The organism is Novosphingobium sp. PhB57 (assembly GCF_004342985.1).
Lineage (GTDB): Bacteria > Pseudomonadota > Alphaproteobacteria > Sphingomonadales > Sphingomonadaceae > Novosphingobium.
In genome coordinates this window covers 130,407-143,473 of sequence record NZ_SMBO01000001.1, presented here as the reverse complement: position 1 = coordinate 143,473, position 13,067 = coordinate 130,407, and the positions used below count along the sequence as shown (strand labels likewise).

The window sequence follows — 13,067 nt, the reverse complement described above, 5'->3', positions numbered from 1 at the left end:
ACGGGGCTACCTCGGCGCCGTTCGATTAGCGGGATCCGCTCAAAGCCAGTCGTTCGCGCGGTACCACTCGGCCGTGGCGCGCAGACCGTCGCGCGTATCGATACGCGGCTCCCAGATCGAAGCCGGCACCGCCGCCCCCGCGCTGACCACCCAGTCCGGGTGGCTGAAATAGGCCGCGCGGTCGGCGGTCATCTTCGCCCCGTCGCCGCGCAGGAACTGGTCCACTTTCGCCGCCTTGCGCAGCGCTCCGGCGGAAAGCGACAGTACGCGCGCACGGCGGCCGACGGCTGCACCGATGGCGCGGGCCATCTCGGCATTGTCCCAGCCGTGGACTTTGCCGTCGTCCGGTTCGAACAGCTTGCCGGTCACGTCCTCGCCGCCCGGAACCAGCGCCACCAGCAGGCGGGCAAGGTCCTCGACATGGATCATCGAGGCGCTGCCGCCCTTGGGCACCGGCACGAGGCCCCAGCGCGCCGCGCGGAACAGCTCGAACATTTCCTTGTCGCGCGGGCCGTAGATCGCAGGCGGGCGCACGATGGTCCAATCGAGCGGGCTGGCGCGCAAGAGCTTCTCGGCCTTGGCCTTGGAGGCCCCGTAGGCGGAGAGCTGCGGTTCGCGCGCGGAGAGCGAGGAGACGAACACGAAGCGCCGGATGCCCTTGGCCACGGCCGTCTCGATCAGGTTCAGCGTCCCGGCGACATTGCCCGCTTCGTATCCGGCCGGGTCGGGCGCATTGACCACGCCGGCAACGTGGAGGATCGCCTCCGCCCCGCGCGTAAGTTCGGAAAGGGAGCCGGTGTCGCGCAGTTCGCCGCGCACCCAGGTGACGTTCGGACGCGGCTCCTGTTCGCGGCGGGCGAGCGCGCGGACATCGTATCCGGCGGCAACGGCCTCATCGAGCAGGCTCTGGCCAACGAAGCCGGTGGCGCCGGTCAGCGCGATGGTGGGGCGGTCGAGTTCCATTACTTCAAGACAAGCTGATCGCGATGCACGACGGATGAACGGGGCGCGTAACCGAGCACTTCGGCCTGCTCGCTGGAGTGCAGCCCGCGGATCGCGGTGCATTCGCCAGCGTGATATTCGGAAAGGCCATGGGCCAGGACCCGTGCCTCAGGGTCGACGATGGCTACCGGGTCGCCGCGTTCGAAGGCTCCCTCCACGCGCGTCACGCCCTTGGCCAGCAAGCTCGATCCCCGCAGCAGGGCAGCGGCTGCCCCGGCATCGACGTGGATGCTGCCCTTCAGCCGCAGCCGTCCGCCAAGCCAGGCCTTGCGCGCACCGGCCCGGCGTCGCGGCAGGAACAGCGTGCCGATGCCCTCGCCGATGATCCGGGCGACCGGGCGTTCATGCTGGCCATTGCCGATGACGAGGCAGATTCCGGCCAGTTCCGCGATCTCCGCGGCCTGCAGCTTCGAAACCATGCCGCCCGAGCCCATGCCCGAATTCGATTCGGTACTGGCCATGGCGTGGACCTCGCCGGTCACGCCTTCGACCACCGGGATCATCCTGGCACCCGGCTCCCGGGGATGGCGATCGTAGAGCCCGTCGATGTCGGAGAGCAGCAGCACGGCACTGGCCTGCGCAGCCTGGGCGACGCGCGCGGCAAGGCGGTCGTTGTCGCCGAAGCGGATTTCCTGCGTGGCGACCGAATCGTTCTCGTTGATCACCGGCACGGCCCCCGCATCGAGCAGCCGCGTGAGCGTGGCCGTGACGTTGAGGTAGCGGCGGCGGTCTTCAAGGTCTTCCAGCGTCAGCAGCATCTGCGCGGCAGTGAGGCCGTGGCTGCCGAGCAATTCCGCCCAGAGGCCGGAAAGCGCGATCTGACCGACAGCGGCCGCCGCCTGGGCATCGGCCAACGAGCCGCGCCCGCCCTTTTCCAGGCCGAGCGTGGCGGCGCCAAGGGCGATCGCGCCGGAGGACACCACGATCACATCCTGCCCGCGTGCGCGCGCCTCGGCGATTTCCGCCACCAGCGCCGTCAACCACGCGCGCCTTACGCCCCCTTTGCCGACGAGCAGCGCCGAGCCCACCTTGATGACGAGGCGGGGGGCAAGGGCTCTGTCGGAGAGATCGGAAAGACGCGATACAGGCATGGAGGCAGTGCCTCTAGGACAGTTGCCGCCCGCTGGAAAGCGCTCGCTTGCGAAAGGCGCTACGCCCCGTCCCGCCACGGGAACGGCGAGACGCCCGGATCAATCAGGCCGGATCGGTCAGGCCGGGTCGATCAGGCCGGGTCGATAAGCACCGTCTGCGCCCGCCGCGCCTTTCGGGCCTTGAAGATTTCGTGACCGCTGACCAGCAGGATGCCCGCCAGGACCATCAGCGCACCGGCGATGAAGGCCGCGTCCAGTCGTTCGCCCAGCAGAACGACCCCGAACAGCACGCCGAACAGCGGCGTCATGAACGAGAGCACACCCAGTCGCGAGGCCAGGTAGACGCGCAAGAGTCCGAACCAGACGAGCAGGCTGATCAGCGACATGAAGACCACCTGGAACACCATGCTCACGCCCAGCAGCATTGTCGGCCGCGCATAGGTCTGCCCGGTGCCGACCGCCAGCAGCCCCAACAGCACGAAAGCGCCGAGCAACTGGTAGAGCGTGGTGACCGAACTCGGCGCCTGCGAGAGCCGGGAGAATCGCAGCGTCAGCGTCGTCGCGCCCCAGGCGGCGCCTGCGCCGATGCCCATGAGGTCGCCGATCCAGGCCGAATCGCGCCGCGGGCCATCCGCTCCGCCGCCCAGGAACGAGACCGCGACACCGCCGAAAGCCGCGGCGATGCCCAGCCATTGCAGCGGGCTCAGGCGTTCCTCGGGCACCCGAAAATGCAGGCCGAGCGCGGTGAAGATCGGGGCGGTGTAGAGGAAGATGCCCATGTGCGAGGCGCTGGTGAAGCGCAGCCCCTCGCCCATGAACAGGTATTCGAGCGCAAAGAGCGCGCCGATCGCCAGCCCCGCCTTCCAGGTCCCGCCGCGCAGGGCATGTCCTTCCTTCCGCATGAACACCAGCGCGGCGATGAACAGGGCCGCGATGCCCGAGCGCAAGGAAATCTGAAGCACCGGCGCCATGTCCGGAGCCGCTGCCTTCAGCGCCGTCTGCTGCATGCCCCAGATCGCGCAGAGGCCGACCATGAGCAGGGCCGCACGGCCGTCCACGGGTTTGCGCGAAAGAGGCTGGTCGATGTCCATGATCCCGCCCTTAGCGCCCGCGCCGGGGTGGCGGCAGTCCCTTTTTGTCGCGGCCATTCGGTCAGGTCCGACGATGCGGGTTTCATTTTAGATTTATCGTTCTAATTTTACATTCTTGGCCGATTCGAAACGAAACCGGCGCGAACAGGGAGAAGAACCGCGTGATCGACCGCCGAACCATGCTGGCCGCCACGGCCGCCGGGGCCACGCTTGTGAGCACCTCCACCCTGGCGCGCACGGCCAGGCCCGTCGATCCCAAGTTCCCGGACGGCTTCCTCTGGGGCGCGGCAACGGCGGCGCACCAGATCGAAGGCAACAACGTCAACAGCGATGTCTGGGCCATGGAGCACGCCAATCCCACGGTCTACATGGAACCCTCCGGCGACGCCGCGAACAGCCTGGCGCTCTGGCCGGTGGACCTCGACTTGGTGAAGGGCCTTGGGCTCAACACCTATCGCTTCAGCCTGGAATGGGCGCGCATCGAGCCTGCCAAGGGCCAGTTCTCGATCGCCATGCTCGATCATTACAAGGCCATGATCGAGGGCTGCAACGCGCGCGGCCTCAAGGCGATGGTGACGTTCAACCACTTCACCACCCCCGCCTGGTTCGCAGCCCAGGGCGGATGGTCCCATGCCGAGGCCCCTGCCCTTTTCGCCCGCTATTGCGACCGCGCAGCCCGCCATCTCGCCGCGGGGATCAGCCATGCCACCACCTTGAACGAGCCCAATCTGAGCGGCTTGCTGGACGTTGTGCTTCCCGGCGACATCGGGCCGCGCCTGCTCGGCGCGGACAAGGCCATGCAGGAAGCCGCCGCCCGCGAGCATGCCGTCGCCCGCTTCCTGCCCGGCAATCCGCTCTACGTCGCTGACCCGGAAGTGGTGCAGGGCAACCTCCTGGCAGGCCACAAGGCCGGGCGCGCGGCGATCAAGGCCGTGCGGAGCGACCTGCCGGTCGGGGTCAGCCTTGCCGTGATCGACGATCAGGCCGCCGGCCGCAACAGCCTGCGCGATGCCATGCGCGCCAAGCTCTACCTGCCTTGGCTGGAGGCCGCGCGCGGCAACGACTTCGTCGGCGTGCAGAACTACGAGCGGACCGTCTGGAACGACAAGGGCCGCCTGCCCCCGCCCAGCGGCGCGGAAACCAACGACGCCGGCTCAGAAATCTACCCGGGATCCCTCGCCGGCGCGGTGCGCTATGCCCATGCGGTCAGCGGCGTGCCGGTGGTGGTTACCGAGCACGGCATCAATTCGGCCGACGACACCAAGCGCGCGCGGCTGATCCCGGCGGCGCTGGGCGAACTCAAGCGCGCCATGGACAATGGCGTGCCCGTGCTCGGCTATATGCACTGGTCGCTGGTCGACAATTACGAATGGGTTTTCGGTTACAAGCCGCAGTTCGGCCTGCACACGCTGGACCGCACGACCTTCAAGCGCACACCCAAGCCCAGCGCCGCCGTGCTGGCCGCCATCGCCCGGCGCAATTCGCTCTGAGGGAAAGGCCTCAGCCCGCGGGCGTGGTGGGCGACGGTGGTGGAGGCGAAGGTGGCGGGGACGAAGGTGGTGTAGGCGACGGTGGTGGGGGCTGGGCCCCCTCGATCATGAACCACGGCGTCCCCCCGCCTTCATAGGGCGGTGCGGGATAGAGCCAGCGCAGCGCGTCCTCCGCCGCATGGTGATAGACGGTGGCATGCGAAGCGCTCTTGCTGAAATCGTCGTAGCGCAAGGTGACGCGGTCCGCAGGCTGGCTCTCGAGGAATGTGCGCAGCCGATCGATCCCGTCCTGCATGGTCCCACCCTCGTCGCCCACCGCCAGATAGAGGCGGGCCTTGGCAAGCCCCTTCACGCGGGCCGTCCGGTCGAGATGAGCGAGCGGCCGGCGGTCGTCCCACCAGAGGCTGGGGCTGATCGCCACATAGTCGGCGAAAAGCGCAGGATCGTTGAGCAGGGTATCGACCACGAAGAGGCCGGCCAGCGATTCACCCATGATCGCGCGGCGCTCTCCGGTGCGGAAGCGTGCTTCCACGAAGGGGATCACCTCCTGGCGCAGGAAGCGGCGAAAGCGGTCGGCCCCGCCGCTTTCGGGAAATGCGGAGAGGTAGCGGGGATCGGTGGGCCGCGATGTCAGTTCCGCGCGGCGGTTCCTGGTTTGCACGCCGACCACGATCATCGGGCCATAGGTCCAGCTCAGCGAAGCAAGGTTGGCGAGGCCGGCGATATGCTGGAAGTCCTGATCGAGCGCGCCGTCCAGCAGGTAGACCACCGGATAGCGATCGTGCGACGCCGCGTAGCCGGTCGGCAGCCAGACGTTCACTTCGCGCGTGTCGCCCAGCACCGCCGATGGGAGGCTGTAGCTCGTGCCGATCTCGATCGGACGGCTGGCGACCGGAGCCGGCTCTGCCGCAGCAGCGCGAAGGGGCGACAGGAACAAGCCCGCCGCCAGTGCCATGTGCATGATCTTCATGGCAAAGCTGTAGCCGGAGCGAGGCCCGGCGCCAACTCAAACCGTCACGGCGAACGACCCGGTGCCTCCGGGTCGGAACGCCGAAATCAAGGCGCCGCCGTTAATATGCGGGCCGTCAATATAGGGACGTCAAATAGCCGAGATCAAATGGGCGACCAGGGCTTGTCGTCGGATTCCTCGCGCTCGCCTTCGGGACGCTCGGTAACGGTGGCCGCGGGAAGATAGTCGATCACCGCGTCCAGCAGCTTCGACATGCCCTTGCCGGTCGCGCCGGAGATCGGGAAGACTTCGTCCGCCCCGGCCTTCAGCAGTTCCTTGGCATAGGCCGCGGCCAGATCGTCGTCCACGAGGTCGATCTTGTTCAGCGCGACCAGGCGCGGCTTGTTCTCGAGATCGCCGCCATAGGCCGCCAGCTCTTCCTCGACGACATGCATCGCTTCCACCGGATCGGTGTTCGAGATGTCGATGAGGTGGACGAGCACACGGCAGCGCTCGATATGACCCAGGAAGCGGTCACCGATGCCCGCACCATCGGCGGCGCCGGCGATCAGGCCCGGAATGTCGGCCAGCACGAATTCGCGATTCTTGTGCATGACGACGCCAAGCTGCGGGCGCAGCGTGGTGAAGGCATAGTCGCCGACTTTCGCCTTGGCGTTCGACAGCTTGTTGATGAACGTGGACTTGCCCGCATTCGGCATGCCGACCAGGCCGACGTCGGCCAGCAGCTTCAGGCGCAGCCATACCCACATTTCCTGTGCGGGAATGCCGGGCTGGTGCTGGCGCGGGGCGCGGTTGGTGGAGGTCTTGTAGCTGGCATTGCCGCGACCGCCCATGCCGCCTTCCATCAGCGTCACGCGCTGGCCGGCCTCGGTCAGGTCGGCCAGGACCGTTTCGCGATCCTCGTCGTCGACGATCTGGGTGCCGACGGGAACCTTGATGACCAGATCCTTGCCGGCCGCGCCATTGCGGTTCTTGCCCATGCCGTGGCCGCCGCGCGGCGCCTTGAAATGCTGGGTGTAGCGGAAATCGATCAGGGTATTGAGGCCCGCAACCGCCTCGAACACGATGTCCGCGCCCTTCCCGCCATTGCCGCCGTCGGGTCCGCCGTACTCGACGTACTTCTCGCGCCGGAACGAAACCGCGCCGGGGCCGCCTCCGCCCGAACGGATGTAGATCTTGGCCTGGTCGAGAAAGTGCATCTTGTATGTTTCCGGCGCGTTCAAAGACGTTCAAAGGCGAAGGGACAGCGGCAGAGCCTTATCCGTCCATCGCAGATAAACAAAAAACCCGGCCATGTCGCGTCAAACGCCTCATGCCGGGGTAGACCCGGGCAGACCCGGATCGCTTCAGAATTTCATACTGGTGGAGCCGAGGGGGATCGAACCCCTGACCTCGTCATTGCGAACGACGCGCTCTCCCATCTGAGCTACGGCCCCGTTCCAGTATTTTCGCTGGGACGACAAGCGCCTTCGCGAGGCGTCCCCTTAGCGAAGTGCTCTTCCGCATGAAAGAGCAAAAATGCACCGGGCCGAGATTCGATTCCCGAGATCTGGCACCCGAGACTCGCCCTTAATTCGGCCGGAAGAGAACTGGCCCTGTCAGGTTCGGAGCGGGGCAGGATCGCGGCCTTGCGCGCCCCTGCCCTCTCGCCCCTTCGGGCTTACCGCGAGTAGGCCTGCTGGCTCACCGTAGGCGCTGCCGCCACCGGCGTCGTGCCCGAAGGCGCGCTGGCCGAGGCGCCCGCGCCGTAGCGCGCTTCCCAGGCGGCCAGATCGGCGCGGTACTGGTCATAGCTGTTGAAGAACTCCTTGAAGGGAGCCTCCGCCTTGGCAAGGCCGCTCACCGCGAAACCGTCAAGCTGGCCGGCCGGCACGGCCTGGAGATCGACCGCGAGACCCATCGCCGCGTTGCAGAGCGCGGGAACGACGGGGGGCAGCGCGAAGAAGTTGTAGACCTGGGTCTGATAGGCTTCGCGCTCGCGAACGGACTTGGCGCCGAACCGCGACTTGAACTCCTTGTCGAGTTCCTTGTTGGCCGCCGTCAGGCTCTTGACGTGCTTTTTCAGGAAGTCCTTGTAGCCCGCCAGGATCGGCTCGTACTGCGGCCCGACGCAGTTCAGCGCCGCGACGTTGTAGGCAGAGCGCAGGTTCCACAGGGACTGGGCAGCCGAGATGCCCGAATTCACCGTGCGGCGCGAACCGTCCACCGCCAAGACCGGCACGATCATGTTCGGCGCGGCGCCCAGCGGCGGCATCGGCCGCGGCGGGATCACCACCACGGGCGGCGGCGGCGGCGGCGCAACGGCAACCTCCTTGGGTCCGCAGCCGGACAGCATGGCGACGAGCGAGCCCGTCATAATGGCAAGGCCGCGCAAAAGGCCTTTTTTCTTCAGGTTTACCACCCCGGACACTCCAGTTCTCACGATGGCCGGGATTCTATCTCGTCTTGACTCCAATGAAAATGCCCGGTGCGACGAATCGCACCGGGCATGATCGTTTCATCCGTCAAAAAACGGTGGATTAACGGCGATCGCCCAGGAAGCTCAGCAGGAACTGGAACATGTTGATGAAGTCCAGGTAGAGGCTGAGCGCGCCCATCACCACGGCCTTGCCGAGGAATTCGGTGCCGCGAAGCTGTGCGTACTGGTTCTTGAGCATCTGCGTGTCATAGGCGGTGAGGCCGGCGAAGATCAGCACGCCGAGCACCGAGATCGCCAGCTGCAGCACCGTCGAACCTACGAAGATGTTGATCAGCATCGCGATCAGAATGCCGAACAGGCCCATGATCAGGAACGTGCCGAAGCCCGAAAGGTCCTTCTTGGTGGTATAGCCCACCAGGCTAAGACCCGCGAAGGCCGCAGCCGTTGCGAAGAAGGTCGTGGCGATCGACGTGGCGGTGAAGGCCAGGAAGATCGTCGACAGCGACAGACCCATGACCACGCAGAAGCCCCAATAGAGCATCTGGAGGGTCGAGGTCTTCATACGGTTGAGGCCGAAGTTCATCGCCATCACGAAGCCCAGCGGGGCGAGCATGATAACCCAGCGCAGCGGGGTGGTCAGCACCTGCATCGCCATGCCGGAGGAAGCGAACAACAGCGCCACGATGCCCGACAGCAGCACGCCCGAGGCCATGTAGTTGTAGATGGACAGCATGTAGCTGCGCAGGCCCGCGTCATACGTGGCCCGGCCGGCTTCGCGTCCGTCAAGGCTCGGAGACGCACCGAAGCCCGTGCCGGGCTGGGGGTCGTTCCAATTCGCCATTTCAAACTCCCTTTCACAGGCGCTTGCGAAATGCGGCACCCGTACAGGCACGAATATCTGCTGTCCGGCCTCCGAATTCAAGGAAAACCGGCGGATCGACTTTGTGTCAAAATGTAAAGACTGTCGGAACCCGCCGGAATACGGCGATCAGGCCTTGCGGGCCTCCGCGGCCATTTCGGCATTACGGTCGCGCGAGGCGGCCATCGTGGCCGCAATCAGGCGCGTCAGGGCGTCGTCCGCATCAAGCACGTTCATGCCGGCGCGGGTCGACCCACCAGGGCTGGCCACCTTGTCCGCCAGTTCGCCCGCCGAGAACGGCGAGGCGGCCGCGAGCTGCGCCGCCCCTTCGACCATGGCCAGAGCAAGCCGCTGCGACTGCGCCTCGTCCAGCCCGAGCGACACGGCCCCTGCCGTCAGCGCATCGATGAAGCGGTAGACGAAGGCGGGGCCGCAGCCTGCCAGCGCCGTGACGGAATCGAACAGCGCCTCTTCCGCCAGCCATTCCGGGGTGCCGAGATGCGCCATCATCGCCGTGACCGCTGCGCGCCCCGTCTCATCGAGACCGCGCGAATCCAGCGCGATCGGCGACTTGCCGATGGCGGCGGCAAGGTTGGGCATGATCCGCACGACGGCGCCCGCCGCGGGGAACCGCGCGGCAAGGCTCTCGAACTCCACACCTGCAAGAATCGAGAAGAGCGTCGTCTCGCGCCCGACCAGCGCGCCGATCGCCGGGGCGGCCTCATCCAGGCCCTGAGGCTTGATACCCAGCATGACCACGTCGAAGCGACCTTCGCGCGGCAGTTCGCCGAGCAGGGTCACGCCCTCGGGCGCTTCGGTGCGCTTGGGATCGACGATGGTGAAACGCGATGCGGCGATACCGCCCTTCAGCCAGCCCTCCAGCATGGCGCCGGCCATATTGCCGCAGCCGACGAGAAGGATGTTCTGAAACCGCTCCATGTCATTCCCCTTGCGCGAGACCTAGCGACGTCCCGGCGCCTAGAGCGTTTGCCAAGCAGATGGGATCACCTGATTGCTCGGAAAACGCGGCAAACCAAAAACCTGCGGCGACAGGGCCGACGCAGCAGGATCGGATCCCGCTCTAAGGGAGCGACGGCACACTGCCAAGGGCCAAAGCCCGACGAGACGGGCCATCCACGCCGAACCTGCACTGACCGGCGCCGGCATGGCAGTCCCGCCCCCATATCCCTCCGCCAGCGCTGTCAGCGCCTGCGCAGCGGGGTCAGGCCTCTCCGGCCGCGTCGATCATGGCTGCGGCAAGCGCCTCGGTCGGCGTCTTGTCGCCCCAGAGGATGAACTGGAACACCGGATAGAAGCGGTCGCATTCCTCGATCGCCGCCTCCACCACGGTCTGCGCCTGGCCCGGACCGAGCAGGCCTTCCTCGCCCAACATCAGCCCGTGGCGATAGAGCACCACGCCGCTGCTGGACCAGGTGTCGAAATGGCCGACCCAGAGCTGCTCGTTGATGAGAGCCAGGGCCTCGAACATGGCCTGCCGCTTGCTGTCGGCGATACGAATGTCCGGCAGGCAGAGCAATTGCAGCACACGGTCTTCCGCGCGCCAGATCGCCTGGATCTGATAGGTCGCCCAGGCGCCCTTCACTTCGGCGGAGATCTCATCCTCGCCCGAGTGCTCGAACGCCCAGTCGCGCGCTTCGAACAGCGACGCCAGCATCTCGATCGGGGCGGACTCGTCCTCCCGGCTGATGTCGTCCTGTACCTGCCTCATGATTTCCGACATTTGCCCTCCGCGACGCGACGAGCCATGGATGCTTTGCCTGGGGGGGCAAGCACAATCCGGGGCATGCGATCGCCTGAGCAAAACTGCACAAGCCTGTTCACAGGATGTGGATAAGGCCCGCCGCCCCGCCATTAGGACAGTTCGAAGTCATCCGAATTTGCCGGACGCGGCCCTCAGGCCCGCTTTACGCATAGGGAAACGGGCCGCCTCCGCGACCCGCCCGTCACTTCGCCGAAAGCGCGTCGACGACCTGCCCCGCCGGACTCGTCCAGGGAAGCGCGTCGTTGAAGCCCTGCTTCTTCGCATCGGCGATGAAGCTGCCGGCCGCCTTCTGTGTCTCGAACGGACCCACGAGGATGCGGTTGGTCCGCCCCATGTCGCTGACATAGGGTTCGTGGCCCTTGAACAGCGCGGGCGACTGCTTGAGGTAGCGGCGCCAGTCGAAAGCGATCGCAGCCTTGTCGCGGCCCACGCCGATCTGCACCCAGATCCGGCTGGGATGCGACGGCGGCGCAGGCTTCTTGGCCTTGGCGGCGGCATCGGCCTTGGCCTTCGCGGCAGCCTTGGTCTTGGCAGAGGCCTTGTCGTCTTCCGCCTTGTCATCGGGCTTGGTCTTGGCCTTGGGGTCTGCCTTGGCTTTCGGCTCGGGCACCTTGGGCGCTTCCGGTTCGGGCTTGGGAAGGTCGATCTTGGGCGGCGCCGGACGTGCAGGCTCGATCTGCCGCATGTCGACCGCGCCCGAGGCCGGCATGATCTGCATGGTGGGCTTGCCCAGATCCGCGAAGATCTGCTCCAGCGAAAGCTGCTGGGCGTTCGGTTCGGGCGGCGCTTCCGCCACGGGCGCCTTGGCCGGCGCGCTGCCAAGCGGCGCAGCTGCCGCACTCGGCGTGGCGGCGAGCCCAGGCGCGGGTGTCGCGGGTGCCGCGGGTTTGGAGACAACGGGCGACGTCGAGGGCGCCGCGGCAGGCTGACCCGCCGGAACCCGGGCAAGGTCGAAACCGGGGCTTGCGGCGGCCGTAGACGGCGCAGAGCTACTCCGGGCGGCAAGCGAGGCGGCAGCCCATTCGCGCGTCACCGAGGTAGAGGCAGGCGCGGCCGTTGCCGTGGCGGGCGGCTTGGCGCTGACCGGGGCGGGTTGCTCCGCCTTCGGCTTCACGGGCGGCAGTTCGCCCGTTGGCGTATCGGCGCGCTCGATGGTCGGCATCGGTTCGGGCGGCGCGACCCGTGCCGGCTCTGCCGCCGCAGCGGGCGCCGTGCGCGTGGAGGTCGTCCGCCCGCCGCCGATGCGATAGGGATCCGCCGCGGCCACCGATGTGCCGCCGGTCCGCGGGCCGGCCTTTGCCGGTTTCGTGCTGGCCTTGGCCGTGCGGGACGTGCGGGTAGCCGCAGTGCTGCCGCTGCCCAGGGCTTCGCCGCGCGGGACGAGATTCGCGTCCGCGCTGGCAAGCCGCGTCGGCGTGTAGGCCGCGATCCGGGCATCGTCATGCCCGATTTCCGAAGCGCGCGGGAACTTGCCGAGATTGGCCGCCGCCGCCTGCTGCGCGCGGGTGAGACGCGGCATGTAGCGCAAGTAAGGCGCGATATTCTGGGCCAGTTGCGGGGGCAGGATCGTGTTCGAGACTTCCACCGCCTGCTTGGCGTCGCCCGCGATCGCCAGCGAGAAGGCGCGCGTACGCCAGCCCGGTTTGTCCTGCTTGCGCAGCAGGGGCATGATCGTCGTTTCCGAGGCCTGGGCATCGCCAGCAATCGCCTGGCTGATCGCCAGTCGCATGCGGACATCCTCGTCATTGGCACCGCCGAGCGCCAGGGCGTAATAGCGCTGCGCGGCGGCGTTGTCGCCTACGAGGTCGTAGGCCAGGCCGCGGTCTGCCGCCAGTTGCGTGGGGCTGGCGCCCGCCTTCTCCGCCTCGGCGAACAGCGGCAGCGCGGCAACGGGATCGCCGCTCTGCGCCAGCGAGGCGGCGAGCCCCGCCTTGACCCGCGCATTGCCAGGCGAAATTTCGTCGGCGCGGCGATAGAAGCCGATGGCGGCGTCGAAATCGCCCAGCTTGCGCGCCGCATCGCCCGCGTCGAGCAAGGCAGAGGTGTCCCGCGGATCGCGCGCCAGTCGCGACAGCGCGGCGTTGAGCTTCAACTGGTCGGCGCTCGGCAGCGCTTGCACCACCGGCGCGGCGATGGCTGCGGCCGGGAGGACGGCGAACGAGAGGGACGCAGCGGGAACGACCAGCGCTACATGCACGGCGGCCGAGGCCAGCCACTTGCTCGAAACCCTCTGACGTACCCGCAAGACCCGAAAAACCTCTCAAAACGCGCAAAGGCCCGACTGGAATCGGGCCTTTGCTGGAAACCGATCGGCCGCGTCTATGTCGTCCGATTCATGAACCTTGCGAAAACGGGAGGCGAC

Annotated in this window: 11 protein-coding genes and 1 tRNA gene; 1 reads left to right on the top strand and 11 read right to left on the bottom strand. The window is 67.2% G+C overall.

Going from position 1 to position 13,067, the window contains the following annotated elements; all coding sequences use genetic code 11:
* Nucleotides 1-39: 39 nt before the first annotated feature.
* From EDF58_RS00595 to EDF58_RS00585, 3 genes are all read right to left on the bottom strand, one after another.
* Nucleotides 40-963, bottom strand: coding sequence for an NAD(P)H-binding protein (locus tag EDF58_RS00595; RefSeq protein ID WP_132261790.1), 924 nt, complete (start codon nt 961-963; stop codon nt 40-42).
* On the bottom strand, nt 963-2,093 hold the full coding sequence (gene proB / locus EDF58_RS00590; protein WP_132261789.1) for a glutamate 5-kinase: 1,131 nt from the start codon (nt 2,091-2,093) through the stop codon (nt 963-965). Before proB ends, EDF58_RS00595 begins: the two co-directional genes overlap by 1 nt.
* A 131-nt stretch (nt 2,094-2,224) precedes the next feature.
* A complete protein-coding gene (locus tag EDF58_RS00585) occupies nt 2,225-3,184 on the bottom strand; it encodes a DMT family transporter (protein ID WP_132261787.1) in 960 nt (319 codons plus the stop codon).
* A gap of 161 nt (nt 3,185-3,345) precedes the next feature.
* Here EDF58_RS00585 and EDF58_RS00580 point away from each other — a divergent pair, with 161 nt between their 5' ends.
* Nucleotides 3,346-4,674 (top strand): family 1 glycosylhydrolase, encoded by a 1,329-nt coding sequence (locus tag EDF58_RS00580; protein WP_132261786.1) that lies wholly within the window; start codon nt 3,346-3,348, stop codon nt 4,672-4,674.
* A 10-nt stretch (nt 4,675-4,684) separates the two neighbouring features.
* Here EDF58_RS00580 and EDF58_RS00575 read toward each other — a convergent pair whose 3' ends face one another.
* From EDF58_RS00575 to EDF58_RS00540, 8 genes are all read right to left on the bottom strand, one after another.
* Nucleotides 4,685-5,644, bottom strand: coding sequence for an alpha/beta hydrolase-fold protein (locus tag EDF58_RS00575; RefSeq protein ID WP_132261784.1), 960 nt, complete (start codon nt 5,642-5,644; stop codon nt 4,685-4,687).
* 143 nt (nt 5,645-5,787) lie between these two features.
* Entirely contained in the window at nt 5,788-6,843 is a 1,056-nt protein-coding gene (gene obgE, locus EDF58_RS00570) for a GTPase ObgE (RefSeq protein WP_132261783.1), read from the bottom strand.
* Between the two features lie 161 nt (nt 6,844-7,004).
* Nucleotides 7,005-7,080 (bottom strand) — tRNA-Ala (locus EDF58_RS00565).
* Between the two features lie 224 nt (nt 7,081-7,304).
* Nucleotides 7,305-8,000: a hypothetical protein gene (locus EDF58_RS00560; RefSeq protein WP_132261781.1), complete on the bottom strand. Its 696-nt coding sequence runs from the start codon at nt 7,998-8,000 to the stop codon at nt 7,305-7,307.
* 163 nt (nt 8,001-8,163) lie between these two features.
* The gene (locus tag EDF58_RS00555) at nt 8,164-8,904 is read right to left on the bottom strand and encodes a Bax inhibitor-1/YccA family protein (protein ID WP_132261779.1); all 741 of its coding nucleotides are present in this window, start codon (nt 8,902-8,904) and stop codon (nt 8,164-8,166) included.
* A gap of 147 nt (nt 8,905-9,051) precedes the next feature.
* The gene (locus EDF58_RS00550; RefSeq protein ID WP_132261777.1) at nt 9,052-9,861 is read right to left on the bottom strand and encodes a pyrroline-5-carboxylate reductase; all 810 of its coding nucleotides are present in this window, start codon (nt 9,859-9,861) and stop codon (nt 9,052-9,054) included.
* Nucleotides 9,862-10,144: 283 nt separating this feature from the next.
* Complete coding sequence (locus EDF58_RS00545; protein ID WP_243654004.1) at nt 10,145-10,651, bottom strand: YbjN domain-containing protein; 507 nt, start codon at nt 10,649-10,651, stop codon at nt 10,145-10,147.
* 235 nt (nt 10,652-10,886) lie between these two features.
* Nucleotides 10,887-12,950 carry an SPOR domain-containing protein gene (locus EDF58_RS00540; RefSeq protein ID WP_132261774.1) on the bottom strand — a complete coding sequence of 688 codons (2,064 nt, stop codon included), beginning with the start codon at nt 12,948-12,950 and terminating at the stop codon, nt 10,887-10,889.
* Nucleotides 12,951-13,067: the final 117 nt, after the last annotated feature.